The following is a 24,707-nucleotide window of genomic DNA, read 5'->3' as shown; positions in this document are numbered from 1 at the left end:
CACGCGGTGGTGGCGCTGGCCACCCCGGCTTAGAGCGAGCAGTACAGCTCGACCGAGTTCAGTTCGATGATGGGCTACAACGTGCACATCCTCTTCGACGGCTTCTGCAGTGCGGATGATCCGTCGCCCTGCCTTGGGCAGTACCTGCGAACCAGCGGGAAAGTTTCCTCGTGTACGCCGTGGCTGGCTGCAACCAGGACTGCACATGGAAGCTGTACGCGTTCTGGGATGCCCCGTGCGCAAGCTGCTCTGCGTGGTGGTGCAAGTCGCTAGGGCCATGACACAAACAGAGGGACAGGGGACGCGAAAAGCAGGGCGGATCCATTGCGAGTACGCGCCATGCGGTCCCACAGCAGGGCGGCCTCAGGCCGGCGGGCGACTCAGCCAGGCCCTTGCCTTCGAGGCGGAGGTCAGCGCGCGGTGGGGGGGGGGGGGGGGGGCCACATCGGTCGAACAGCGCCGCCAGCGGAGGGAGTTCGGATCGGAAGCCCACTCCGCATCCCACGATGCTTTCAACCAAGAGCAAGGTCATACTGATGCGCGACAGCACAGGGTGAAGCGTGCGGCGCAGGGAGTACGGGGAGGACGGGGCGGGCGTGCCGGAGCGTATTGGTGTGTACGCCGTGGAGCGGGAGTTGGGCGCCGGCGGGATGGGCACCGTCTATTTGGCCCGCTCGCGCGGCGGGCGCTTGGTGGCCGTCAAGGTGGCGCGCCCCGAACTCGCGGCTGACCCGCATTTCCGGGCGCGGTTCCGTGCCGAGGTCGCGGCCGCCCACAGGGTGGGCGGCTTCCACACGGCGCAGGTCGTGAACGCGGATCCTGAGGCGCAGGAGCCCTGGCTGGCCACGGCGTACATCCCCGGCCCCACCCTGGCTGGTCTCCTCGGGGCCGAAGGGCCGATGGACTCAGAGCGGCTGCGGCAATTGGGAGCTGCCTTTGCCGAGGCGCTGGCGGCGATTCACGGTTGCGGTCTGGTGCACCGCGACCTGAAACCCGGGAACATCATCATGGCCTCCGACGGCCCGAGAGTCCTGGACTTCGGCATCGCTCGGGCTATGGAGTCGATCCGCCTGACCTCCACCGGAGTGGCCTTCGGAACGCCGGGATTCCTGGCACCCGAGCAGGCGCAGGGCGCGGAAGTCGGCGGTGCAGCCGATGTGTTCGCGCTGGGTGCCGTGCTGGTCGCGGCGGCGGGCGGCAGTGCCTTCGGAAGGGGCACCCGATGGGCCTGATGTACCGCGCGGTGCACGAGCCGGCGGACCTTTCCGCAGTGCCCTAGAGCCTGTGGCCGGTGCTCGCTGCCTGCCTGGCCAAAGACCCCGCCCAAAGACCCACGGCGGAACGCCTGTTGGACCTGTTCGCCCCGAACTCGGCGACGTACTCACCCACCGCGGTCGCACTGCAGCAGTCGGCCGGCGCGGTCCCCGCCCACCAAGCACCGACCGAGGCCGCGCACCCGCAACCCCAGCCGGCACAGGCCAGCGACGCGGCAGCCGACGGCATCGCTTTCACGGCGACGGACTCCAAGGGCGGCATCCTGATCGACGCCGGGGGAGTCTCCCTCGAATCCGACGTCCAGAGCCTCCAGTTCACCTGGGGCGAGATCAGCACCGTCGACTACTCGGTCGAGTCCCGCAGATTCCTCAAGGTGACCATTCGACTCCGCGACGGAACGACCCACCAGCACCTGATCAAGGCACACAGGACCACCCGCCTCCACGAGTGGTTGGAGGATCTCCCCCTGATCTTGGAGTGCTTCAAGTAAGCGCACAGCAGTGGAGCGGCCCTCGCCCTTCAGGGCAGTGAAGACATTCATGTAAGCGCTGATCACATGGGCCCTCCGTCCAGGTGTCAAGGTGTGGTACGACTGGCTGCATGAAGACCCAGGCAGCGGGACGGCACTACCACCACGGCTCCTTGCCGGAGACGTTGGTCGCGCATGCCGTCGAGCTGTTGGACGAGGGCGGCACGGAGGCGGTGACCGTCCGAGAGGTGGCCCGCAGGGCGGGTGTCTCCCCCTCGGCACCCTTCAGGCACTTTCCCGACCGGGGGGCTCTCCTGACAACGGTCGCAGAGGCCGTGGCGGTGGACTTCGGTGTGATCCAGATGGCGGCGGTCAACGCGGCTGACACCGTCCCTTTCCGGGCCTTGGGCACCGCGTTCGTGCAGTACGCGTTGGACCACCCGCACCGGTTCGCGCTCCTGCGCGGCGCCCTCTTCGGCGCGGATCGCACGCCCGCCCTGGAGGAGGGGCATCGCGCCTTCACCGACGGCATCATCGAGGTGGTCACCGCCGGGCAGCAACGCGGCGAACTGCGGCAAGGCGATCCGGAACTGATCAGGATCGCCGCTCAAGCTCTGGTCTACGGCCTCTCCCAGATGTTCGTGGACGAATACCTCGACGCCTCGCGAGCCGATGCACTGATCAACCAGGTCATCGACCTATTCGGCCTGGGCGTCCTCGCACCCGAAAGCGATCAGCGCGAAGTGGCCTAACATGCTGGGCGATTCCCGCCGGCGCGATGAACATGTACGCTCGCCGGCACCACCAGGCGCGGGCCCGCCCTCCGGCTCGTCCTTTCCCGCACCTGCCAGCGCAGCAGCGCGTTGACGACCTCCCGCATCTCGTACCGGCCCTGATGGGCGCTGACCGAGGGGTGCCCACCCTTCCACGCGCGGATCACCGGCTCGACCAAGCCCACTGCTCATGCTGGGTCGGTCTTGTAGGACTTGCGCTCGCTTTGCTCGATCAGCCATGGAACCGGGGCGGCAACGGCGTTGTGTGACTTCCGGATAGCCGTTCGCACTCCGCAGCATCGTGCCAGCAGTGCACCCCGCCTTAATGAAATAGGCCGGGGTGCGCATTCGGATGACAACGGGGGGCGCGCCATGCACGCAATGCCTCACTCAGTGCGGCATGCGCCCCCGTCAAGTGCGGCGCCTCGGGTGCGAACCGAGCAAGGATAGGGCAAGGATGAGACGCGTGGAGAAAAACGATTCTGCGGGCGGTTGCAGTGATCCGCCCCGCCAGGTGGGTGCCGATTCTGCGCTTTTCACAGGCCATGCTGGGCGGCGGCCTCTCCCCAGCCTGTGGTCCGCCTGCCGGGCGACGGCCCCGGAAGGTGCTGCAAGTACTTGGAAGTCTCAGCCGGAGCCTGTCCGCCCGGCAGAAGGTGATGAAGTCATCCCGCACTGGCATCGCACAGCAGCACCCTTCGATCACAACGGCCAGCAGGGGGCAGATACCCCCACCTACGACACGCTGGTGGAGGAGTGGCGCGCACGAGGACGTGAAGTTCCCGATCCCCGGCTAGCTGCCTCGAACCGGATGCGGACCGACCCGCACGACTTCTTCGGTCGTGCATGACGCGCTCGGCAGCGTGGCAGATCACGCTGCAGAGGCGGAAGCGTTGGCTGTGCCGCACCAGATTCAGGGAATCGCGGTTGTGCGGACCTCACCCGCGCACGTCGGTGTGCCTATTCATCTCCCGGCCAAGCGCCGCTTCACCTCGCCATCGAGCGGGGGCGTCTTCGACATGTGGATCTCCTAGTGATCAGAGACCCAGGTGTCAACGATGATCGTCAGTTTTAGACCGACAGACGGCCTTGGGGAACTTCGTATCTTCTTCTGCTGGGCTTCTTTGCGTGGGGCTGGGCGGATGTGGGCAGGGCGGCATGCTGCGCCGTCTGCCGGTGACCTGCTGCTGGGCGGCACCGCTGGCGCAGCGGCTGCGAGAGCAAGGGCCAGGGGAGACGATGGTTGTCACAGCGTCGCCTGTCGGGGTATGTGAACTGCGTACTGCTGTCACCATGCCGACGGCTCGGAGAAACGGCTGGCCATGGACGAGGGCAGACTCCAGGACGATCTTGGTCCTGCAGGGGGGGCGCAGCTGAGTGGCGCACCACGCGGCGGGCTGCTGGACGTGCTGGGCGTGGCGGCGATCGTGCTGGATGCGGACGGGCGGATCGTGTTCTGGAGTCCGCAGGCTGAAGCGTTGACGGGCTACTGCGCCGGGGAGGCGCTCGGTCGGTACGCCGCTCAACTTCTGGTAGCCGACGAGCACGTGGAACTTGTGCTGCGGTTGTTCGCCGAGGTGATGGGCGGTGAGGGGAGCTGGGCGGGCACCTTTCCCGTGCGGCACAAGGACGGCCGGACGCGGCTGCTGGAGTTCCGCAATATGCGGCTGGAGGACGATCTCGGCGATCTGTATGCGCTGGGGCTGGCCACGGACCAGGCGCTCCTTCGGCGCGTGGAACGGGACCTCGCGCTGTCAGTACGGCTGGTGGACCAGTCACCGATCGGCTTGGCCCTCATGGATACCGATCTGCGGTATGTGATGGTCAACCCGGCGCTCGAGCGGATCAACGGCCTGCCCGCTGATGAGCATCTCGGCCGGCGCGTGGGGCATGTGCTGCCGTTCCTGGATGCCGACAGGGTGGAGTCCGCCATGCGCCAGGTCCTGGTCACCGGAACGCCGCTGCTCGACCGATACACCGTCGCCCGCAGCCCTGCCGACCCGGACACCGAGCATGCCTGGTCCGTGTCCTTCTACCGTCTAGAGGACTCTGGCGGACAGGTGCTGGGGGTGGCGACCTCGGTGGTGGATGTCACCGACCGGCACCGGGCAGACACGGACGCGGACCGGGCTCGACACCGTCTCGCCGTTGTCGCCGACGCTTCCGTGCGCATCGGGACCACCCTGGACCTGGAGCAGACCGCCCGTGAGCTGGCCGATGTCGCGGTGCCCGAACTCGCCGACATGGCCGCCGTGGATATCCTCGACTCCGCTCTGGCCGGCCACCGCACCCCTGCCTCCACCAGCGGACCGGCGGTGTTCAGAGCCCTAGCGGTCGCTACCGCCTACCCCACCGACGCCGCCACGGCGGCTGACCCACCGGGCCAGGTGGCCCGCTACGACGCCGATCGCCTGGTGACCCGATGTGTGAACACCAGCCGGCCGGTCATGGTGCCCCACACGGACGAGGAGGACCTGTCTCTCATCGCCCGCGACCCCAGGGCCGCGGCTCTGCTGGCCCGGGCAGGGGTCCACTCCTACCTGGCCGTCCCCCTGATCGCCCGTGGCGAAGTCCTCGGCGCCCTGGATCTCGTGCGGGCCCGCAACCCTCTGGCCTTCACCGATGACGACGCCACTCTGGCCGGTGAACTGGCCGCCCGCGCCGCCGTGTGCATCGACAACGCCCGCTGGTACCAGCAGCAGCGCGATACCGCACTCACCCTCCAGCGCAGCCTCCTGCCCCAACCACCGCCGCACCTGTTCGGCCTCGAGGTCGCCTCCCGCTACCAGCCAGCCAGTGCGGCCATCGAAGTCGGCGGCGACTGGTACGACATCCTCCCCCTCACCGGGGACCGGACCGCGCTCGTGGTCGGCGACGTCATGGGCAGCGGCATCAACGCCGCCACCGCCATGGGACGGCTGCGCACCGCCACCCAGACGCTCGCCGGGCTGAACCTGGAGCCCGCAGAGGTACTGCGCAACCTGGACCGGATCACCGCTTCTCTGGACCCCTACATAGCCACTTGCACCTACGTGCTCTACGACCCCCACCGCGCGCAGTGCCACATCTCCACCGCCGGACACCTGCCCCCCGTCCGCATGCGGCCCGGACATCCGCCCGAACTCCTCGACCTGCCCACCGGCGCCCCGCTGGGCGTCGGCGGCGTGCCCTTCCGTACCACCGCCGTCGACCTCGACCCCGGCGACCAGATCCTGCTCTACACCGACGGTCTGGTCGAGACCCGTGATGAGGACATCGACGCTCGCCTGGACGTCCTCGTCGGCCTCCTCGAGGGCCCTCACCGTAACCTCGAATACACCTGTGACCACCTGCTGGCCGCACTGCGGCATCCCGGCGACCACGACGACGTCGCCCTCCTCATCGCCCGCGTCCGCCGATGAGCCTCCCCACTGTGACCCGTGCTGTCCAACCTCGACGTGGTTCTCCGATGGCCGTGTCTGTGAGTCCACTCAAACAGCGCCACGGTGCAAGGACAGAGCGCCATATCGACGCTCCCGCAAGGCCGCTCTGGCCGGACAGTCGTTCGCCAACCGTGACGACATCGACCAGGCCACGGCCCTGGCGACCAACGAGCTCAACTCACGTGGCAAACCCTGGATCTGGGGCAGACCAGCACCACCAACTCGCCGACTACGGCGCCGATATGTGTACACCGCTCAAGGAATCCAGTACTAGCCCTGTGCCTCGCGGACCAATCGGCGGAACAGGGAAAGGAACACGCCCCGCTCCTCGGCGGTGAGAGGCGCGAGGAGCTGATCACTGACGGCCACCACTGCGGGCGCCAGGCTGGTGTCCAGTTCACGGCCGCTGTCGGTGATGCGGACGAGCTTGCGGCGCCGGTCGTTGCCGTCCCGGGTGATGTCGACCAGGCCGCGCCGCCGTAGCCGGTCCAGCAAGGGAGCCGCGGTCGACTTGTCCAGGTGGGCGAGCGCACCAAGCGTGCCCTGGTCCATGGCGCCGCGCGCATGCAGCAGGCTGAGGACGGTGAACTGGGGGCCGGTCAGATCTTGATGGACCTGCTCGTGCCACAGGCGCGTGTGCGCCTGATTCAGCTGGCGGGCAAGGGGGCCGAGCCCGCCGATCGCGGCGAGCGGGACGGACGGGTCCTCGTTCTCCTGGGACATGGTGCGCTGCCGATCCTCCGAATTTGATTAGGACGTACACGTACTATACCGTCGCCACATTAGGGCGTGTACGTACTAACTGTGCGTGACAGCGTGGAAGGAGGGCGACATGAAGCTCATCGTGGCGATGACAGGCGCGACAGGCGCCCCCATCGGGGTGCGCCTGCTGGAGGCGCTGAGAGACCTGGAAGTGGAGACGCACCTGGTCGTCAGCCGCTGGGCGCGGGCCACGCTCGCGCAGGAGACCCGGCGCTCGGTGCGCGAGGTGCAGGCGCTCGCAACGGTGTGCCACAGCCCCGGCGACCAGGGCGCCTCGATCTCGAGCGGCTCGTTCCGAGTGGACGGCTTGGTCGTCGTGCCGTGCAGCATGAAGACGCTCGCCTCGATCCGTACGGGCTACGGAGAAGGCCTGATCGGGCGCACGGCAGACGTGTTGCTCAAGGAGCGGCGCCGTCTGGTCCTGGTGGCCAGGGAGACCCCACTGTCGGCCGTGCACCTGGAGAACATGCTGGAGCTGACGCGCATGGGCGCCGTCATCATGCCGCCGGTGCCCGCGTTCTACAACCAGCCGGAGACCATCGACGACATCGTCGAGTACCTCGTCGCGCGCATCCTCGACCAGTTCGACCTGGACATGCCCACCGCTAAGCGCTGGCAGGGCATGCAGGCTGCGCGGCGTGACAGTGCCGTGCACCCCGAAGGCCGGACCGAGCACGGGCCTGCGGTCCGCGTGGCTGAGACGGACGGGGCCCCGGATGGCCCCGCCTCCCACCCCGCCGACCATGACCCGCACGTGACATCAGCGCGCTGGGTCGCAACCGCCTCCTGACCCGGCACCTGGCCGGCCGGTCTACCGGCTCTCCGTCCCTTCGGCTGGTCCCGTTCCTTCTGCTCGACCCATTTCTCTCCGACCCCGGTGCGCCTGCCCCTCGGCGAACCGGCCAGCCAACTCCCGTCCAAAGAACAGGTTTTGCCATGACACAACGCGGCAGCGCGCTCAACTTCCGGGACTTCGTCGAGGAGTTGCTCGCCATCGGTGACGCGGTCGACATCCGCAAGCCGGTCAGCCCCACACTCGAGGCCGGTGCCGTCACCCGCCGCGTCTACGAGACCAATAGCCCCGCCCCGCTGTTCAGCAACCTCACCGAGGGCGATTCCGGATTCCGCATCCTGGGCGCACCCGCGGGCCTGAGCAGCGCCAAGGACGGGACCTACGGGCGTCTCGCGGCGCACTTCGGCCTGCCGCGCGAAACGACGCCGCGCGAGCTGCTGGAACACCTCATCGCCGCCCTGCACTCCGAGCCGGTTTCTCCCCGTGTGGTGGACAGCGGACCCTGCAAGCAGAACATCCTGACCGGCGACGACGTCGACCTGGAGCGCTTCCCGATCCTGCTGCTGCACGAGCAGGACGGCGGCCGCTACTTCGGTACCTACGGCTTCCACGTAGTACGCAGCCCCGACGGATCGTGGACGAGCTGGTCGGTCGCCCGCACCATGCTCAACAGCCGCAACACCCTGGTCGGCCCGGCCATGCCACAGCAGCACATTGGCATGATCCACGAGATGTGGCGCGAGAAGGGCGAGCGCACGCCCTGGGCGATGGTGCTGGGTGCCCCGCCCGCGGCACTGGCAGCCGCCGGCATGCCGCTGCCCTCGTACGTCAGCGAGGACGGCTACGTCGGAACGCTGACCGGCAGCCCGGTCGAAGTGGTCCGCACAGAGACGGGCGGCCTACACGTGCCGGCCAACTCCGAGATCGTGCTGGAGGGTTGGATCAGCCACGACGAGACCGCGCCGGAGGGCCCGATGGGCGAGTACCACGGCTACTCCTTCGCCGGCAGCAAGCCCCAGCCCGTCTTCCACGTCGAGACGGTGACGTACCGCGACAATCCCATCCTCCCCATCTGCGTGGCGGGCCTGCCGCCGGAGGAGAACCACACCATCTGGGGCACGATGATCTCGGCCGCGAGCCTTGACGTGCTGCGCACCGGCGGCCTGCCGGTCTCCATGGCCTGGTGCTCGTACGAGGCCGCGACCTGCTGGATCGTCGTCGCCATCGACATCGAACGCCTCGCCCGGACGAAGATGACCGAGCGAGAGCTTGCCGACACCGTGGCCGATGTCCTGTTCGGCTCCCACGCCGGCTGGCTGGTGCCCAAGGTGCTCCTGATCGCCGACGACATCGACATCACCGACATCGACCAGGTCACCTGGGCCATGGCGACGCGCTACCACCCGGGCACCGGCGAATACGTCTACCCTGAGACGCCCGGCATCCCGATGGTTCCCTACCTCACCGAGGCGGAGGTACGCACGGGCAAGGGCGGCAAGTCCGTCACGAGCTGCCTGCTACCCGAGCAGTTCAAGGGCGTCACCCCGGGCATCACGGCCTGCTTCCGCAACTCCTACCCGGACGACGTGCGCCACCGCGTCCTCGACAACTGGAGCGACTACGGCTTCCCCGAGGCCGACTAAGAGGTCCCAACAGAAGTGTTGGACGTGACGATGGGTGATGAGGCAGGCGGCGAGGCCGAGGAAGCCTTCGTAGATGTCGTCGCTTCGTTCCTGGCGAATGCGGAGGCATCGGAAGCTGCAGCCAGGCAATCAGGCGCTCGACGACCTGTTGCAGGCAGGCACATTCGTTACGTGCCCGCATCCGGCGTGTCCGGGGCAGGGCCGAGTTCGTCAGCTGCTCCACTACGAGCGGTCAGTGGCCTGTTCGGGTGCCCGGAGGTGTTCGAGCAAGGTGGGGAAGGTGCCCACGGCGTCGAGTGCCATGGCGAGTTCAGCGACGATCTTCGGGGCGTCCAGGGGGCCACGCAGGAACTCCTCCAGTCGGTGCATGCGGTAGCGCACCGTGTTCTGGTGGCAGTGCAGAGCTCGCCCCGCCTCGGCCGCTGACCCGTGTGCATCCAGCCACGCCCTGGCGGTCGCGAGGAGCGTGGTGCGGTCGTCCTCAGGTAGGGAGAGAACGCCACCCAGGATGCGGTTGACGGCGCGTTGCGTGGATTCCAGGTTGTTCATCACCAGTTCCGTCAGTGGTGTGTCGTCGAGCTGGCGTACTGCCGCCGAGCCAGGAAGCAGTGACTCCAGTGCGACTTGCGCGTACCGCAATGCGCGGACTGTCTGGTCAAGCCGGTCATAGACCGGGCTTACGCCTACGCGGCCTGCCGCCACGCCACGTACGGCCTCCAGGACCAGTTCCAGCCGCTGCCGTCGCGGGCAGGAGAGCACCCCCGTCTCGGAGCCTGGCTGCGCGCGCCACGCTGATCCGACATCGAGGGACCGCAGCCGCCTGTCCAGCCCCGGCAGCGGTGGATCATCGGCGGCTCGGCCCTCAGCTGTCACCACTAGAAACGTTCCCTGGAACGGGAAGTCGAGCATGCGCGCGACCTCCCAGACGGTGTCGCTTTTCGAGGAAGGTCCGTCGATCAACTCGGCGACGAGGGCGGCTCGGCGTCGGTCGGTCTCCACCATCCGTTCGGCGAGAGTCTCACGGTAGGCGTCGGTGAGCGCCGAGGAATACGTGTCGGAAAGCTCCCAGATGTGCGTCGCCGCCGCCAAGAGCGCGTCGGGGGTGCCTCCACCCACCCTCTTTGCCTCGTTGAGCAGTTGGTCCCAGAAGTAGCGGAAGTTGAGCCGATAGGCGCGCAAGATCTCCGGCAACGGCGCATCCTGCAGGGCGCGTTTGTGACCAGTCGTGGTTGGCCGGACAGGTCGACGGTTGCCGAGGTGGGGTCGGCTAGGTGTTCGAGGATGAAGCCGAGGTTGTGGCGCATGGACGCGTGCAGGTCCTCCGGTCGGACGACCATGGTCCGGTAGAACTCGATGTTCTCGTAGGTCAGTTGAGCCATCGCCGCAGCGATGGTGTCGACCCTGCCAATCAGGGTCTTGGCGAGTTCGGACACCAGGGGGCCAGTCGCTGTCACGTGCACATGGCGAGCCTACGGCAGCGCCCGTCGTGGACCTCTCCCAACGTCCCAATCCCTCTGAGGTAGTTGTCGGCGAGGGCAGAAAACCCTGTCGGTGCGGACATAGGGCCTACCAGGCACCTGCTGTGGTGATCGTCACGTCGAAACAAGTCCCCACCCATGAAAGTGAACTGACGTGAGCAATCTCGCCACCGCCTTGTCGAGAGCAGCCGAGCGATACCCGCAGCAACCGGCGGTGTGGGTCGACGAGAATGTCTTGACCTACGCCGAACTGGACGAGCTCAGTGCACGGGTGGCCGGCGGGCTGCTCGCCCATGGCGTCCGCCACGGTGACCGAGTGGGGATGAGGCTGCCCGATCTCCCCGCCTTTCCCGTCCTCTACTTCGGTGCGCTGCGAGCCGGGGCGATTGTCATGCCGGTGTACTCACCGTCCTCAGCGCTCGCGGTACGCCCCTGCAGTGCCGCTTACGGTGCGCGACTTGTCTTCAGCTCCCACCACACGAATAGGACCAGGGAAGCCGAGGTGTGCGACGCGACGCACGTCACCGTCGGTCCTGATTTTCTGGGTCAGGTTGCCTTCTGGCCCCAGCATTCTGGCGTTGTGCACCGCTCCGACAGCGACCCGGCCGTGATGACCTGCTCGAGAGATGCGGCGGGAAGCCCGCAGATCACCGCACTCACACACGGCGCATTGCGCGTGAATGCGGTCGCGACCGCCCCGGCGCGGTTCTATGAGGGGGCCGGCGCCAACGCCTTGGGGGATCTGCCGGCGTTCTCCTTCGCCGGGCTGACGCACTGCCTCAAAGCGGTGATCCTCGCCGGAACGTGCCTGCACGTAGGACCAGCATCCGTCCCGTCGACTCCAGTGAACGAGCGGCAGACAGCGGTCGACTCCCCCGCCCCTCGTCATGGCGCTGGCCCGGCCTACGCCTTGGCCGGGGAAGCAGCCCGCTCCACGCGGGCGGTCACGCACCTCGTCGATGGCAGCCGACACGGCAATACCGTAGGAGGGAACGTTTGATGAATGAGGCTGCCCTTGAGCCTGTCGCGATCCTGTGCGACCTGGGAAAGGAGCGTCCGCCCGTCAACACCCTCGACGACGCAGTCCAGCGGAGCGCGCAGCTGCGGTGCTGGGCCCAGACGCTCCTGCCGAAGGCACGGGAAGTCCTACCCAGGCTCTCGCAAGAGGGCGGAGAGAGCCAGCGGAAGGCAATCACCCACATCATCGGCTGGGCTCTGGGGCTCCTCGACCGCACCAACCCGTCGACGCTCCACGAGGCGAAGTGGCATGTCGACAACCTCACCACCTGCTGCCGCCTGTTGGCCAACATCGTTGTGACCGTGGGCGAGGGCCGTCTCCTGTGCTCCTGATGCAACGACTACGGTGACGATCCACTCCTCATCCAAGTGATCGAGGTCGGCCAGGGTCCGGGGAGCTCCCTCTTCGGATGCATCGCCTGTCGCACGCGGTACGGACTCACACCGCCTGACGGTCTGCCGGACTTGCTGCCACGCGTACCGAGTGGCGACTAGGTCGTTTCTGATGGCTCTTGGACGGTGCCGTGGAGCCAGATGACGATCGCGGTGACGGTGGGGGTGCCGTTGAAGATGTAGTCGCGTTCGTCGTAGCGGGTGGCCACGGCGCGGAATTGCTTCCGCTTGTGCACGCACCGCTCGACTGGGTTGCGGCGGCGGTACTGGGTCTTGTCGAAGGCCGTGGTCCGGTCACCGCAACGTCCGCGGCTTCTACGGTGGGCACGCTAATCGTCGGGTTGCGCGATGGTGGTCTTGGTGCCGCGTCGTCGCAGGTAGGCGCGCTTGCCGCGACTGGATCCTTGTCGCCGCATACCCGGTCCGGTCGGCTGAGCGGGCAGCCCGCAGCACCCCGGCGCCGAATGTACGCCCTCAAGCACCCGCCTCTCCTCGATCTCGGAAAGGCGAGCGCGATGGCGTGGCCATCGCTGGGGTAGCTGTGTTGATCGACCTGTGCAGTCGCTTTCGCATCTCCTATCTCTCGAGAAGACAGGCAAGGGGAGGGGGGCTCGTATCGATGCGCTCCATCTGGCGAGTTATGCCAGATGAGCGCGAAGTCACATGTCCACACCGACCAGCCACCTACCGCCTGGTGGCTAGCGGCCAGTCACAGGGTCCACCCGAAGACAGCCCAGGCCAGGGCTGGTCCGAGGACGATCGAGCATAGTCCGTACGTCAGCAGGTGCCGGAAGAGACGTTCGCGGTGCTCGGGGGCAGCGGCCCCGAGAAGGAGCCCGCCGGTGATACCGAGGGGGTTCACGTCGACGAGCACCGCGGAGAGTGCGACGGCGACGATCGCGCCGACGGGTGACAGGCCGGCGGCCACCAGGGGGGCGATGAGCGGCACGGCGGTGGCGATGACAGCGATCGAGGAGGCGAAGAACGAGGTCAGGCCGACGATGAAACAGATGGCGAGCAGGGACAGAACCGGTGAACCGGCGACGCTGAGCAATGCTGTGATCTTCTCGAATGCGCCGAGGTGCTCCATGAGCCCGACGTAGGTGAGCAGACCTGCGATGAGGAGGACGATCTCCCACGGCAGGTGGCGGATGAGTGCTGAGGGCTCGACGCGTAGCAGGAGTTGGAGGGCGAACGCGAGAGTCAGCCCGAGCAGGCCGAGGTTCAGCTTGAACGCCACTCCGCCACCGATCAGTGTGGCCAGTGCAGCGGCCGAACTCCACAGGGCCAGGCGGCTGGGCGCGGAGGGCCCGTCCCCTGTGTCGATCGCGGCTTCCCGGGCCGGTGCGGGCTCGACGAGGACCGCAGAGCCCGTGCCTGCCGTTCGTTCGCTCTTCGTCGTCGTGGCGTGAGGGCCATCGGTGGGGCCGGTTCCGCCGTGGCCTGCCGCAGCGGCGTGACGCGCTGTCCGGATGGATCGCCGTGCCACGAGCATCGCGGCGCAGCACAGCGTCAGACCGGTACCGGTCACTGCCAGGAAAGGCGCTAGGGATGTGTGAGCCGGCACTTCGATGCCTGCCTTGGCCATAAGTTGTGGGGTGGTCGCGCCGAAAACGGCAATCGGGGAGAACAGCCCACACATGATGCCGTTGAGCATGCTCAGGCAGAGCAGCAGGGGCGGTAGTCCGCGTTGGGCCGCGACACCGAGCGCGATCGGGGCCAGGATCGCGATGGCCGCCGCAGGAAAGGTCCCGATCGCGGTGATGAGCACGCCGACGGCGAACAACAGCAGCGGGATCACCGCGACGCGGTCCCCGATCGGGCGCAGCGCTCGGGTCAGAAGCCACTCGGTGGTGCCGGTCGCCTGGATGACCGCGAAGAGCGCGGTGATCCCGACGATCAGGATGACGAAGTCGACGGGGAAGAATCCGAACAGCTCCTCGGCGCCGACCTCGGCGAAGGTCGCGACGAGGAGAGCCGCAGGCAGAGCGGCGAGGGCCAAGCTGAAACGCGGCACGAAGGAGCCGAGGAACAGCAGGGCGAGTACCACGATCGAGAGCAGTGCGGGATCCATGTGTCCTGCCATTCGGCGTCGCTGGGAGCGGAGAGGGAGGGGCGGGCCGGTCAGACCACGCTGTCGGCGCGCAGGTCGGCGAGTTCCTGCGGACTCAGCCCGAGCAGCCCCTCGTAGACCTCGCTGTTGTGCTCACCGAGTGCGGGGCCGGTGGTGCGGATCTGACCGGGGGTCTTCGACAGGAAGGGAATGGGTGCCGGCATGGGAAGTGGCCCGAAGTCGGCGTCGTCGACGGTGAGTAGGGTGCCGCGTTCCCGGTAGTGCGGGTCGGCGGCGATGTCGGCGATGTTCATCAGGGGGGAGGCGGGGATGCCCGCGTCGTTGAGGAGCTTGGCGAGATCGTCTGCGTCGTACGTCGCGACCCAGTCGGCGATCTGCGCGTACAACTGCTCGGCGTACTGGGCCCGGACGGCACGCGTGGTGTACTCGGGTGCGTCGGCGAGTTCAGGCCTGCCCATGAGCGCCGCGAGCTTGCGGAACAGCGAGTCCGTGCCCGCGTGGAGGGAGAGGCGGCGCCCGTCAGAGGTGGTGAAGTCGCTGGCGGGGACGATCTTCGGATTGCGGTTGCCGAGGCGTTCGCGGACGTTGCCCGTGATCGTGTACGAGGTCAGGGCGTCCTCGGAGGCACGGAACCCGGCTTCGTAGAGCGCGAGGTCGATGACCTGACCCCCGCCCTGCGCGGTGTCACGGTGGTACAGAGCGGTGACGACGGAGAACGCGCCCAGGTAGGCGGCCATGTAGTCGATGGTGGAATACCCGCTGCGCACAGGCTGGCGGTCCGCATCCCCCGTGACATAGGTGAGCCCCGCGAAGGCGCTGGCGATGCGGTCGAAGGAGCCGCGGTCCTGGTAGGGGCCGGTCAGGCCGTACCCGGTGATGTAGACGAGGATTGTGTCCGGAGCAAGAGTGGACAGGGAGTCCGGGTCCAGACCCCACTTCTTGAGGGTCGGGGGGCGGTAGTTGGTGATCACCACGTCGAAGCGCGGAACAAGGTCCCGCACGAGTCGTTGGCCCGCCTCGGTGCGCAGGTCCAGGGTCACCGACTTCTTGTTTCGAGCCTCCTGCGCCCAGAACGCGGAGCGGGCGCCGTCCGCTGTGCCACGGGTGAAGTCACCCCGGCCCGGCTCCTCGACCTTGATCACCTCGGCGCCGAAGTCGCCGAGGAAGGTCGCCGTGACAGGCGCGGCGAGCACGGTGGACAGGTCGAGGACGCGTATGCCTGCCAGTGGAAGTGTCGACATGGGGAACCCTTTCGCACGCTATTCACGTTTCGTTATTAACGAAACGTTGCTAGCGGGACCTTAGGGTGGACCCCGCGGCGCGGCAAGAGTCTGTGCCGAGAAGATTCGATGCTGAGACGGGCAAGGTGCAGGGCATGAGCGAGACCGGCAAGGCGCGTCGCCGTCGGCGCACCCGCGAGGAGACCGAAGCGGACCTGCTGGCTGCCGCACGGCGGCTCCTCGCACGGGACGGGGTACTCGCGGGCGTCAACCTCCGTGAGGTGGCAGCCGAGGCCGGGGTCAATCACGGGCAGATCTATCAGTACTTCGGCTCCCGCCAGGCCCTGCTCCGCGCTGCGGCGGCGGACCTGGTGGAGCGACAGGCAGCCGACCAGGACGAACACTGGGAACTGCCGTTTCGCGAAAGACGCATGGACATGCTCCGTCACCGCCTGGAAGAACCCGAGCTGGTCAAACTCGAATCTCTGTTGGCCCTGGACGGCGACGAAGCCTTCAGCCCGTTCCCCCGCTTCGCACGGACCCTTCAGAGTCTGGAGCGTGACAAGACCGACGGCTCGCTCCCCGAGGACGCGGACGGGGTGGCAGCCCACGTCATGACAGCCGCAGCACTGACGGGCTACGCCGTCTTCCGCGAGGCATACGCCCGAGATGCAGGCATCCCCGTCGAAGAGCTCGACGAGCGCGCCGCCCGCGCCTTCGAGCGGATGGTGGCCGGACTCACCGAACCGCTGCCGGCGCACCCGCCCCAGCACTGAACCGAATTGGGTTCAACAGAGGGAACTGTTGGCTCGGACTTGCCCGACCGATCATGCGACCACTCCGCTCCTTGACCGTTGATACGGGCAATGAGGTACGAACGATCGAGACTAGGGCCCAGCGTTAGAGCCGCGGGGGCGCTCAGGCCACGACGTTCACGGCCCCCGCGTCGTATGCGATACCTCCGCCAACCACGGTGGCCCCGACAGTCAAGTCCGCGATGCGGTCCGGGGCCACCCCCAGCAGGTCGTCGCTGAGGACCGCGAAGTCGGCGAGGTTGCCGCGGGACAGTGTGCCCTTGACGCGTTCCTCGTGGACGGCGTGGGCCGAGCCGACCGTGTAGGCGTACAGGGCCTCTTCGGCAGTGACCGCCTCGTGCGAGGCGATCTGCGCGCCCGACGCCGTGCGGCGGTTGACCATGTCGTGGATGCTAAGCAGCGGGTCGGAGGCGACCACAGGTGCGTCCGACGAGCCCGGCAGCACTACGCCCGCGTCCAGGAACGACCGCATGCGGTAGGCGAGTTGGCTGCGGAGCGGGCCGAGCGCCGCGAGGAGCTCCCCGTCAACAAGATGGCCCAACCGAACCGTCCCTGCTCCTGGCCAGTACAGATGCGAGAGGACCTGGCCACCCTAACGATCGAGTCACGCCCGAGAGAACAACTAGAACCGCTTTCTAAAACAATGATCCAGTTCGACTACCATGGCCGTCGTTGCGCAGCCCCGCCGTCGGCGAGGTGCGCAACGATCTGCAGGCCGAACGACCCGCACCAACAGCGTTTGAAGGCGGGCAATCAGACGGGGGTACGTACCATGGCGTCCAGCGCAGAAGCGGCGAAGAAGGGTTCCGCATGGGGATGCGTGATACCGCTGGTGACCGTGCTCCTCGCGTTCGGCATCTGGGTGGGATCCGTGGGCGTCGATATGATCACTGACACACCCCCCGCGCTGTGTGGCGGCAGCGAAATGGACGAGGGCGACACCTGCAACGAGTACTCGCGCCACTCTGGCGACAAGCTCGGCGAATTCGACGCCGCGGAGTCTCAGAATTCGCAGGACTCGAGCAAGGACTTCTTCGGCTGGATCGTCGTGGTGTTCGGCGGAGCCGTGGCCCTGACTGGCGTGGGAGTCCTGGTCGGCGCCATCACCTACCGGCCGCGGCCTTCACCAACCTCTGTGTGACACTGCGCCGCCCAGATTCGACCAGCACCCCTTTTGCCCGCGTCCCTGCCGGTGACCAACGCTCCAACTCCGACCGAATGTGGTCGTCGGCAAAGGCACCGCCGACCGTTCGAGCGTGGATGGAAGTGCCCGGCTGCGGGCCGAGCAGATCCACCGGACAGCCGCTTGCTGATCTTTCGGTGGGTTGGCGGGTGGCTACGCCAGCGAGTGCGAGGCGGGGCGTGGCTGCGCGACAGCGACAACAGCTTCAGCCCGTTCACTAGCTGTGAACCTGGCGGCGGACACCGCCACCTGGAGCAGGCGATAGGCGTTGAGGGGAGGTGAGCATCTCAACCACCCACCCGAGGACTACCCCAGTCATCACGGATGAAGGCCACTTGGGTCCTGATTCTGATGGGTCGTTCAGCGACCTCCTGGTCCGTTTATCCACAACCTCTGACGAAACGTCACTGCACATCGAGCCCCTCGGTGAAGCTGATCACTTCAGCACCGGGCCTTTGAGAGTCATACTCGCTGCAGCCGTCCAACACGGCTACTCCACGGCCTGGAGAAGGCTACTGGCGGCCGGACAGTGAACTACTCGCCCGCCCCGAGGCCGGGCCTGCGCGAGGCGCACGGTCGTGCTTTGCCCTCAGAGGGTGCAGCACCAACCAGATGACGGTCGTGGAACGGGAACCAGCCGCGCACGGATTCCGGACGTCGGCGGCAACGCTCCCTGTTCAGGATTCGACGTAGCGCGCGACGAACGCCCTCTCGGCTTCGGTGAGGCGTCGAGGCTGGCCGGAGCCGAGGTCGTACGCGGCGATCATGGTCGTGCCCTCGGCGTACAACAGCTTGGCATCTCGGATCTCATAGGCCAGTTCGAAGGAAACCGCTCTGCTCTGCGTCACCCGGACGTGCACGTCGACCGGGGCTTCGCGGTAGTGCAATGGGGCGCGGAATTCGATAGCGGCACGGCTCACGACGAACGCGTTCTGAAGGCCAGCCTCGCCAGCCGCCAAACCCTCCCGGAACATGCGTGTGCGTGCCTCCTCCATGTACCGGAGATACATGGAGTTGTTGATGTGCCCGTACGCGTCTGCGTCGGCCCAGCGCAGCGGGCAGGGGTAGGTGTACTTGTGCACGAGAGTGTTCCTTCTACTGGTGGAGAGGCTGCGGCAGGGGTGGTGGCCACGCCAGCCGCAGCGAATCCGGCGCATCGCCCTTACGGAGTCTGGCGGGGGTTCCGTGGCGGTTTTGCCCTACGGGTTCGACCGATCACCATCGGGTGACGGCAGCTCCGCACGGATTTCGCGAAGAAGACTCAACCATGCATCCGCCTCAGTGAAGTAGCGGGCAATCGACGTGGCAGCACCTTCTGGATTTGTCGGCAACGAAGCCCGGACTACGGCCCTCACCTCGGCTCGGATCTGACCTTCAAGATCGTCCCAGGAAAGTCGCGCGAGCACCGTGTTCGAAGGTCAGACTCTGCGGGCCGATGACCTGAAGCGCGGGCTGCTTCAACGGCTTCGCGTGTTCGGCGAGCCACCTGTAGTGACGGACGGCGGCTGCAGTGCGCTCCGGCTCGGCGTAGTGCTTCGTAAAGTGCTCGCTCACGCGCTCCTCCTCTTCTGCCGGGCGACGACGAAGGTGATAGCGAGCGTGTGGACTGCGGATGGTCAGGCAGAAACTCGTGCAGCGTGGCGGCGACCGCCCCGGGGTTGCCATAGAGGCCGGGCCCGAACTCGTATTTCGGGTTGGTCGCCAGATACTGCGCCACGTGATCATGGCCGTCGAAGGTGAAGGTGTGCTCCTCCTCCTGGACGGCGATCACGTCGAGCGACGTGGCGGCCAGGTCTGCGAGATTGCCGCTGTGAGCAGCGGCGCAGAGGCTTTCGTGCTGGGTCGCGTGAATGTCCAACCCTGCCTCGACGACCAGCTGGTCCATCTCGCGGTAGCTGTCGAGCCCTTTCGTGATGAGCACGGCCAGTCCGCCCGGTGCCAGGACTCGAGCGATCTGCGTGACCACGTCCTGGGGGCGCGGCGAGTGGTACAGGCAGAATGCCGCGACGGCCGCGTCGCATGCACTGGTGCCCAGCGGGAGATCGTGGAAGTCCCCTTCGACGAACTCAACGCGGGTATTGGCCGGATCCTGGATGCGCTCACGCGCCTGCGCGAGCAGGGAGGCGGAAGCATCCAGCCCGATGACGCGTCGCGCGCTCAGGCATTCCCCGAGCACCAACGTGCTCGTGCCGCGACCGCACCCGACGTCGAGCACAAGGCCCAGCGGGTCAGGGCGCTCGTGGTGAGCCTTCAGCAGACCGGCAACGGTTTCCGGGACAGGCCATCCCGACGTCTTCGCCCGCATCAACGCGCTGGATCGGCCAGCCAGCCAGCCGCGACGCGTCGCCGTACAGCTCTTCCTGCCTGGCAGGATCCAGGAACGGGTTGACCTCGCTCATGCCGCGCCCCCCTTCCGGGAGCGCGGAGCGATCAGAACTGCTCGGCCGCGACCTTCCTCAGCCAGCGCCGCGTCTGCCGCCGGTTGCGCAGCAGCACCACTTCGGCCCGGCCGGCGGCGAACTCCTCGATCTTGGCCATCACCCGGGGACGCATCTTGCGCCGGTACGTGGCGACGTATTTGATCACGCCCCAGTGGATGCGGTTGTGCACACCATTGCCCTTGTGCCCGGCCCCATGACGAATCTGTCGAGAGATGGCCCCGTAGAGCGCGGCCACTGTCGACACGTCCATCAGGATCACCGTGTCGCAGGCTTCCAGCCGGACCTGCAGCGTCGAGTTGTAGTTGCCGTGATCACCCACCGCAGCTGCGAGACCAGCTCGTGCTGCAGCTCGGTGAACTTGTCCATGGGGAGCTGGTTTCACTCGTCGTCGTAGAACGCGGCGTCCAGGTGCGTGACCGGGGCGTCGAGGATCGCGCCCAGTTCGCGGGCCACGTGGGATTTGCCGCTGCCTCCGCAGCCGACGGTGGCAACCTTCTTCATGGTGCTCCAGCGTAGAGAGATTCGGGTGTCCGGTGCGGCCTTCCGCCGGGACACGTTCGGATGATCCAGGGGCCATGGCCTGTGGAGCAGTCTGCATCAGGCAGCTCCCCGCTCGGTCGTCGCGGTCCGGACGAGCCCGTGCAGGGCGGATTCCAGGGTGTCGACCTGCTTGCTCAGGCCGAACAGGCGCAGGCGGTCCACGCACGCGACGATCAGGTCGGCGTGCTGCTGGGTGCCGGCGATCTCGCGGAGGTAGGAGAGCCGCTCGATGACCTCGTGGTCGGAGTGCACTATCAGCTCGTCCGGCACGAAGTGCTCGACGAAGTGGATGTCCCGCCGGGGCTAGGGGCAGGCACCCGGCGAGCACGGCTTCGAAGATGCGCTGAGTCACCTGTCCGACGGCGGCGTACCGCTCCGGCAGCATGAGGACTGTGGCCAGGGACCGGCTGTACACGTCGGCTGCGGCCTCGAACGGGAGGCGGCCGAGGAAGCGGACGTGCGGCCACCGGTCGGTCTTCGTCCATTTCCCGGCGACCACGTGCTCGAAGCGGGCGGCGGCCGGCGCGAAGAAGCGGTCGAAGGGCTCGGCACGGTCGTATTGGTTGCCCACGTAACCGAGGTCGAGATCTCGTGGCCGGGCGGCGAGCGCGGCGGGGTCGGCGGAGGCGAGAAGATCATCGACTACAGGGAAGAGGAGGGAGCGTGCTCCTGGGGTCGGCGCCAGGGCGGCCTCACAGACCGCCGTGTGTGCCGTGCGCCGCCACACGCTGTCCGCTCGCAGAGTGCGGTCCTTGTCCCAGATCACTGTGGGGGTCCGGTGCCGCACGGTGTAGCGGTTGATGAGTTGGCCCTGGCGGTGAAGGTCACAACTGTGCCCCTCGGCGCCGCACGTGGTCGTGCTGCGGCCGGGGGTCGCCCAGCGCCACTCCAGGAACAGGACGTCGATGTCGGGGCATCCGCTGTCGAACGTGTACTTGCCGCCGAGGTTGTCTCCGGCTTCGAGGCGGTCCCGGTCGGCCTGCAGGAACACGATGTCGTGCCCGCGGTCGAGGAGGGCGTCGATGAAGGGGCGGCGATGGCCCGGCCCGGCGTGCGGCCGCCTCGCGCTGGAACGGAACACCCCCACGGACGCGGGGGTGTTCCGCCGTGACGTGTGACCGCCCCCTCTGTGTCGCGGTCCTCCCCGCCGACGCGGGGGCGTTCCGTGCGCTATTTCCGATGCGGGGAGTTACGGGCGAGACCGTGGTCTGAAATGACGCTCCCGGAGGCATCTCGACACCTATTCTGACGGCCGTCAAGCGCTTTGTATCGCTGCTTAGAGGATCTGTTGGCCGCGCGGAGTGTGGCAGGTTGCCGGAGAAGTCCGTGGCGCCAAGCGGTCCTGTCCAGCCACATGTACGTGGTGCCCAGTAGGTTCTTCGTCCGCTGCTGGCGCCTCGTTGGCCGCCGGGGCGATGCGTTCTCAGTCGGTGTGGATCGGCGACGGCCCGCGAAGAGTGCGGAACCAGATGCTCTGGCAACGAGTTGCTATACCTGCGCCCTGCTGTGCACCGGCGACCGCGTTCTGCTGACGTCATGCAGGACAACGGAGTGGCGGAGTTCCGCTTCAACGTGTAGCGGCTGACCTATCACCACGTCGCCGATCTGGCAAGCATGCAGGTCAAGGAGGGTCCAGCTCCCCGGAGTTGGATCCTTTGTTTTTTCCCGTGCTGGATAGGTGCTGGGTAATCTGATCCCCCGTCACCTGTCATCACCCCTCGTCACCTGCACCGTGCTGGATTGGTGCTGGATACCGGCGAGGCCCCGGAGGGTCCTGTGGCGGCACCCTTGGGGAAAGGTAAGTGGGCACGGTCGAGCGGCCCGTACGCACTCTTTCTTCACGGCCCCGAAGCCGTTCGCGGAAACAAACCTGTACCCACTCGGCGTTGACGATCTCTGAGCCGAGGAGGGGAAGGTGTCGGGCCTGAAGCTGTTCAACACAAAAAGCGGCGTGACCGAGGTCACGCCGCGTCTTGCTGATGTCGAGGCGGATGTACAGAGCCTTGTCGAGGCGCACATGGAGACGTTGTTGGGCGTCCGGTTTCTGGCGGGCGAGTACAGCACCGGACCGGTACACGGGGGCCGGATCGACTCGCTCGGTCTTGACGAGAACGGATCGCCGGTCATCGTCGAGTACAAGCGGGGCGTCGACGTCGGCGTCATCCACCAGGGCCTGTTCTACCTGGCGTGGCTGATGGACCACCGGGCTGAGTTCGAGCGCTTGGTCCGTGACCGGCTCGGAGCGACGGCCGCAGGCCAGGTCCTGTGGAGCGGGCCGCGCCTGATTTGCATCGCCGGTGACTTCACGCGCTACGACGTACACGCCGTGCGCGAGCACCGGCGCTCGATCGACCTGGTCCGCTACCGACTCTTCGGCAGCGACCTGCTCGGCCTGGAGACCGTGGCGTCCGTGAGCAGCGGCATGCAGGTGGCCCGCCGGACGCGCCGCAAAGCGGTTGCCAGGGCGGCGGCTGACGTCCAGGGTGCGGCGATGGTGGAACTGGCGGGCGCGGTCGACGAGGTCCTCCTCGGGCTCGGGGACGGTGTGAACCGTGTGGAGCGCAAGCAGTACCGGGCGTATCAGCGGCTGCGGAACTTCGCCTGCCTGTGCCCGCCCCAGCGCAGCAAGCTGCTGGTCTACCTCAAGGTCGACCCGAGGAACGTCGACCTGGTACCGGGTTTCACCCGGGACGTGTCGGGTCTCGGTCACCACGGGACGGGTGATCTGGAGGTGCAGCTTCGTACGCCGAGGGACGTGGAGCGGGCGCAGGATCTGTTCCGGGCGAGCTACGCGGCGGCGTGATCGCCTGCCGGCCTCTTGGCCATGGCCGCTTCGTGGCTGCTCTGTGGTCGTGGGGTGATGCCTTTCGACGTGCGGGTGGGGCGTGGCGGTGGACTATCAATGATGCGCGGGATCGCCGGTTTGGCTAACCGGCGATCCCGCGTTATGTTGCCCCGCTCTTGCGTGCCGATGATCAGCGTGAGCGGCCGGCAGCCGCGTTGGCCGTGACCGCAGGGATGGCCGCCGGGCTGGTGAAGAGGCTCGTCTTGGGTCCGGTGCCCGCGGTCTGGGGGCGGCGCAGGCCGGTTTCGTGAGCGAGGGACTCGGAGAGGTCGGCCAGCAGTGAACTCGGGGTGTGCGGGGAGGCGGTGACGGTCCAGGTGGTCCGGTCCGGGTCGGGGCCGGCCCAGATGGTCCAGGTGGCCAGGTTCTGGCCCGGGTGGTGCTGGGCGGTGAAGGCGTCGAAGCGGACGCCTGCGTCCCCGGCGGGGGAAGTCCAGCGGATCCAGCGCCCGTCCACTGTGTGCTTCCAGCCGGCGTCGGAGAGCGGCTGTGTGGCCGCGGTGACCATCTTCTCGTTCACGGGGGCGCCGATGGTGGTGTCCCAGCCGTCGCCGTCGGCGAGGTGGTTCAGCAGCTCCTCCAGCACCGGGGCGGGGGTGGCGCCGGTCGCCGTGAGGACCCACATGCGCTCGGAGACGGGGGTCTCGTAGGCGGCCACGGTCCACGCGGTCTCGTGGGCGGGGGTGTCGTGGACGCGCTCGATGCGCAGGGTCTGGGACTCGTGGATGGCGTGGGTCGTTTCGTCGGACCAGGTCCGCCACTTCTCGAACTCGCCGTGCGATGTGAGGAAGGCGTCGAGGAGGGCGTCGTGGTCGCCGGCATCGGCCAGGTAGAGGGGGACGGTCTCCGGCTCCGGGCGGGAGGGTTCGGACTTGGCCGCGGTCACGTCGAAGACGGAGCGGGCTTCGATGGCGGCGTGTTCGGTGTCGGTCAGGGGCGCCGGGCCGGGTCGCATCTCGGCCGCGTGGACCTTTTCGAAGGCGAGCAGGGCCTGGGCAGGTGAGTCGAAGGTGTCGGCGACCTGGCGCAGGTGGTCCTCGCCGTGCAGGTAGACGGACTTGCCGCCTAGGCCGAGGTAGGTGCCGACCGCGACGGTGGTGTGCCCGTCGCGGGCGTGGGCGTGGATGAGGAGCTGGCCGTGGCGGATGTCATCGTGGATCTTCTGGGCCTCGTTGGAGACCTCGCGGATCTCGCTGCGGCTGCACCAGGGCATCGGGTAGTTCGCCCAGGTCCATTCCTCGTCTATGGCCTCCCGGAGCCGAGGGGTGATCTCGACGGCGACGCCCTCTGCGATCAGGTGTTTGGCGGCGTCCTCGGCCCAGTAGGGCTCCTCATGATCGATTCGGGCCAGGACTAGGACGTTGGTGGCGGCGACGCTCCAGTCGGCAGCCTCCAGAGCCATGAGAGCGACGCGGGCCTGGCTGCCGGTCAGGACGGCCTGCACGGCGCTGGGATGCGTGGGGTGGGTGTCGAGGCGGACGTGGGCATCGATGTCAGGATTCACGTGGGGATGTCGTCTCTTCTGCCGGTGGCCGGGCCTTCGGGTCCGGCCACCGGCGTATGC

Annotated in this window: 23 protein-coding genes; 11 read left to right on the top strand and 12 right to left on the bottom strand. The window is 67.4% G+C overall.

Annotated features, from left to right (window positions below; translation table 11 throughout):
• Positions 1–596: 596 nt before the first annotated feature.
• The 4 genes from ACIGXX_RS41640 to ACIGXX_RS41625 all read left to right on the top strand — a co-directional run bounded on the left by ACIGXX_RS41640 (position 597) and on the right by ACIGXX_RS41625 (position 5,918).
• Entirely contained in the window at positions 597–1,232 is a 636-nt protein-coding gene (locus tag ACIGXX_RS41640) for a serine/threonine-protein kinase (RefSeq protein WP_399984081.1), read from the top strand.
• 59 nt (positions 1,233–1,291) lie between these two features.
• Positions 1,292–1,765: a hypothetical protein gene (locus tag ACIGXX_RS41635; RefSeq protein WP_399984078.1), complete on the top strand. Its 474-nt coding sequence runs from the start codon at positions 1,292–1,294 to the stop codon at positions 1,763–1,765.
• Between the two features lie 110 nt (positions 1,766–1,875).
• On the top strand, positions 1,876–2,496 hold the full coding sequence (locus ACIGXX_RS41630) for a TetR/AcrR family transcriptional regulator (protein ID WP_399984075.1): 621 nt from the start codon (positions 1,876–1,878) through the stop codon (positions 2,494–2,496).
• A 1,343-nt stretch (positions 2,497–3,839) separates the two neighbouring features.
• Complete coding sequence (locus ACIGXX_RS41625) at positions 3,840–5,918, top strand: SpoIIE family protein phosphatase (RefSeq protein ID WP_399984072.1); 2,079 nt, start codon at positions 3,840–3,842, stop codon at positions 5,916–5,918.
• 291 nt (positions 5,919–6,209) lie between these two features.
• On the opposite strand, the gene ACIGXX_RS41620 is transcribed toward ACIGXX_RS41625, so the two are convergent.
• Positions 6,210–6,662 carry a MarR family winged helix-turn-helix transcriptional regulator gene (locus tag ACIGXX_RS41620; protein WP_399984069.1) on the bottom strand — a complete coding sequence of 151 codons (453 nt, stop codon included), beginning with the start codon at positions 6,660–6,662 and terminating at the stop codon, positions 6,210–6,212.
• Between the two features lie 109 nt (positions 6,663–6,771).
• Here ACIGXX_RS41620 and ACIGXX_RS41615 point away from each other — a divergent pair, with 109 nt between their 5' ends.
• Positions 6,772–7,491: a UbiX family flavin prenyltransferase gene (locus ACIGXX_RS41615; RefSeq protein ID WP_399984066.1), complete on the top strand. Its 720-nt coding sequence runs from the start codon at positions 6,772–6,774 to the stop codon at positions 7,489–7,491.
• Between the two features lie 146 nt (positions 7,492–7,637).
• Positions 7,638–9,137: a UbiD family decarboxylase gene (locus tag ACIGXX_RS41610; RefSeq protein ID WP_399984063.1), complete on the top strand. Its 1,500-nt coding sequence runs from the start codon at positions 7,638–7,640 to the stop codon at positions 9,135–9,137.
• Between the two features lie 222 nt (positions 9,138–9,359).
• On the opposite strand, the gene ACIGXX_RS41605 is transcribed toward ACIGXX_RS41610, so the two are convergent.
• The gene (locus ACIGXX_RS41605) at positions 9,360–10,328 is read right to left on the bottom strand and encodes a PucR family transcriptional regulator (RefSeq protein ID WP_399984060.1); all 969 of its coding nucleotides are present in this window, start codon (positions 10,326–10,328) and stop codon (positions 9,360–9,362) included.
• 441 nt (positions 10,329–10,769) lie between these two features.
• Between ACIGXX_RS41605 and ACIGXX_RS41600 the strand changes: the two genes are divergently transcribed.
• On the top strand, positions 10,770–11,615 hold the full coding sequence (locus tag ACIGXX_RS41600) for an AMP-binding protein (protein ID WP_399984056.1): 846 nt from the start codon (positions 10,770–10,772) through the stop codon (positions 11,613–11,615).
• The gene (locus tag ACIGXX_RS41595) at positions 11,615–11,965 is read left to right on the top strand and encodes a hypothetical protein (RefSeq protein ID WP_399984052.1); all 351 of its coding nucleotides are present in this window, start codon (positions 11,615–11,617) and stop codon (positions 11,963–11,965) included. Before ACIGXX_RS41600 ends, ACIGXX_RS41595 begins: the two co-directional genes overlap by 1 nt.
• A 158-nt stretch (positions 11,966–12,123) precedes the next feature.
• On the opposite strand, the gene ACIGXX_RS41590 is transcribed toward ACIGXX_RS41595, so the two are convergent.
• The 3 genes from ACIGXX_RS41590 to ACIGXX_RS41580 form a co-directional block, all read right to left on the bottom strand.
• On the bottom strand, positions 12,124–12,261 hold the full coding sequence (locus ACIGXX_RS41590) for a hypothetical protein (protein WP_399984049.1): 138 nt from the start codon (positions 12,259–12,261) through the stop codon (positions 12,124–12,126).
• A 473-nt stretch (positions 12,262–12,734) separates the two neighbouring features.
• A complete protein-coding gene (locus ACIGXX_RS41585) occupies positions 12,735–14,099 on the bottom strand; it encodes an SLC13 family permease (protein WP_399984046.1) in 1,365 nt (454 codons plus the stop codon).
• Between the two features lie 50 nt (positions 14,100–14,149).
• Positions 14,150–15,340: a CaiB/BaiF CoA transferase family protein gene (locus ACIGXX_RS41580; RefSeq protein ID WP_399984043.1), complete on the bottom strand. Its 1,191-nt coding sequence runs from the start codon at positions 15,338–15,340 to the stop codon at positions 14,150–14,152.
• Between the two features lie 134 nt (positions 15,341–15,474).
• On the opposite strand from ACIGXX_RS41580, the gene ACIGXX_RS41575 reads away from it, so the two are divergent.
• Positions 15,475–16,095: a TetR family transcriptional regulator gene (locus ACIGXX_RS41575; RefSeq protein WP_399984040.1), complete on the top strand. Its 621-nt coding sequence runs from the start codon at positions 15,475–15,477 to the stop codon at positions 16,093–16,095.
• Positions 16,096–16,237: 142 nt separating this feature from the next.
• Here the strand turns inward: ACIGXX_RS41575 and ACIGXX_RS41570 are convergent, their stop codons facing one another.
• Positions 16,238–16,675, bottom strand: a complete 438-nt coding sequence (locus tag ACIGXX_RS41570) for an amidohydrolase family protein (RefSeq protein WP_399984038.1) — start codon at positions 16,673–16,675, stop codon at positions 16,238–16,240.
• Positions 16,676–16,906: 231 nt separating this feature from the next.
• Here ACIGXX_RS41570 and ACIGXX_RS41565 point away from each other — a divergent pair, with 231 nt between their 5' ends.
• Positions 16,907–17,275, top strand: a complete 369-nt coding sequence (locus ACIGXX_RS41565; protein WP_399984035.1) for a hypothetical protein — start codon at positions 16,907–16,909, stop codon at positions 17,273–17,275.
• Positions 17,276–17,994: 719 nt separating this feature from the next.
• On the opposite strand, the gene ACIGXX_RS41560 is transcribed toward ACIGXX_RS41565, so the two are convergent.
• The 5 genes from ACIGXX_RS41560 to ACIGXX_RS41540 form a co-directional block, all read right to left on the bottom strand.
• The gene (locus ACIGXX_RS41560; protein WP_399984032.1) at positions 17,995–18,399 is read right to left on the bottom strand and encodes an acyl-CoA thioesterase; all 405 of its coding nucleotides are present in this window, start codon (positions 18,397–18,399) and stop codon (positions 17,995–17,997) included.
• Positions 18,400–18,668: 269 nt separating this feature from the next.
• Positions 18,669–19,622 carry a class I SAM-dependent methyltransferase gene (locus ACIGXX_RS41555; protein WP_399984029.1) on the bottom strand — a complete coding sequence of 318 codons (954 nt, stop codon included), beginning with the start codon at positions 19,620–19,622 and terminating at the stop codon, positions 18,669–18,671.
• Positions 19,623–19,747: 125 nt separating this feature from the next.
• Positions 19,748–20,077 carry a hypothetical protein gene (locus ACIGXX_RS41550; RefSeq protein ID WP_399984026.1) on the bottom strand — a complete coding sequence of 110 codons (330 nt, stop codon included), beginning with the start codon at positions 20,075–20,077 and terminating at the stop codon, positions 19,748–19,750.
• A 59-nt stretch (positions 20,078–20,136) separates the two neighbouring features.
• Entirely contained in the window at positions 20,137–20,259 is a 123-nt protein-coding gene (locus ACIGXX_RS41545) for a hypothetical protein (RefSeq protein WP_399984023.1), read from the bottom strand.
• Between the two features lie 96 nt (positions 20,260–20,355).
• Positions 20,356–20,568, bottom strand: coding sequence for a hypothetical protein (locus ACIGXX_RS41540; RefSeq protein ID WP_399984020.1), 213 nt, complete (start codon positions 20,566–20,568; stop codon positions 20,356–20,358).
• A gap of 1,645 nt (positions 20,569–22,213) precedes the next feature.
• Between ACIGXX_RS41540 and ACIGXX_RS41535 the strand changes: the two genes are divergently transcribed.
• A complete protein-coding gene (locus tag ACIGXX_RS41535; protein WP_399984017.1) occupies positions 22,214–23,101 on the top strand; it encodes a DUF5655 domain-containing protein in 888 nt (295 codons plus the stop codon).
• Between the two features lie 172 nt (positions 23,102–23,273).
• Here the strand turns inward: ACIGXX_RS41535 and ACIGXX_RS41530 are convergent, their stop codons facing one another.
• The gene (locus ACIGXX_RS41530; protein WP_399984014.1) at positions 23,274–24,647 is read right to left on the bottom strand and encodes a DUF317 domain-containing protein; all 1,374 of its coding nucleotides are present in this window, start codon (positions 24,645–24,647) and stop codon (positions 23,274–23,276) included.
• Positions 24,648–24,707 lie beyond the last annotated feature (60 nt).

Origin of the sequence: Streptomyces sp. NPDC055243 (assembly GCF_044544025.1) — a bacterium.
Taxonomy (GTDB): Bacteria; Actinomycetota; Actinomycetes; order Streptomycetales; family Streptomycetaceae; genus Streptomyces.
The sequence above is the reverse complement of the archived record's forward strand: the minus strand, read 5'-3'. Positions and strand labels throughout refer to the sequence as shown.

What these genes read in the sequence shown, in the direction of transcription:
- ACIGXX_RS41630 (WP_399984075.1), top strand. Translation starts at nt 1,876, where the DNA reads ATGAAGACCCAGGCAGCGGGACGGCACTACCACCACGGCTCCTTGCCG.
- ACIGXX_RS41625 (WP_399984072.1), top strand. Translation starts at nt 3,840, where the DNA reads ATGGACGAGGGCAGACTCCAGGACGATCTTGGTCCTGCAGGGGGGGCG.
- ACIGXX_RS41620 (WP_399984069.1), bottom strand. Translation starts at nt 6,662, where the DNA reads ATGTCCCAGGAGAACGAGGACCCGTCCGTCCCGCTCGCCGCGATCGGC.
- ACIGXX_RS41615 (WP_399984066.1), top strand. Translation starts at nt 6,772, where the DNA reads ATGAAGCTCATCGTGGCGATGACAGGCGCGACAGGCGCCCCCATCGGG.
- ACIGXX_RS41610 (WP_399984063.1), top strand. Translation starts at nt 7,638, where the DNA reads ATGACACAACGCGGCAGCGCGCTCAACTTCCGGGACTTCGTCGAGGAG.
- ACIGXX_RS41595 (WP_399984052.1), top strand. Translation starts at nt 11,615, where the DNA reads ATGAATGAGGCTGCCCTTGAGCCTGTCGCGATCCTGTGCGACCTGGGA.
- ACIGXX_RS41585 (WP_399984046.1), bottom strand. Translation starts at nt 14,099, where the DNA reads ATGGATCCCGCACTGCTCTCGATCGTGGTACTCGCCCTGCTGTTCCTC.
- ACIGXX_RS41580 (WP_399984043.1), bottom strand. Translation starts at nt 15,340, where the DNA reads ATGTCGACACTTCCACTGGCAGGCATACGCGTCCTCGACCTGTCCACC.
- ACIGXX_RS41575 (WP_399984040.1), top strand. Translation starts at nt 15,475, where the DNA reads ATGAGCGAGACCGGCAAGGCGCGTCGCCGTCGGCGCACCCGCGAGGAG.
- ACIGXX_RS41565 (WP_399984035.1), top strand. Translation starts at nt 16,907, where the DNA reads ATGGCGTCCAGCGCAGAAGCGGCGAAGAAGGGTTCCGCATGGGGATGC.
- ACIGXX_RS41555 (WP_399984029.1), bottom strand. Translation starts at nt 19,622, where the DNA reads ATGCGGGCGAAGACGTCGGGATGGCCTGTCCCGGAAACCGTTGCCGGT.
- ACIGXX_RS41545 (WP_399984023.1), bottom strand. Translation starts at nt 20,259, where the DNA reads ATGAAGAAGGTTGCCACCGTCGGCTGCGGAGGCAGCGGCAAATCCCAC.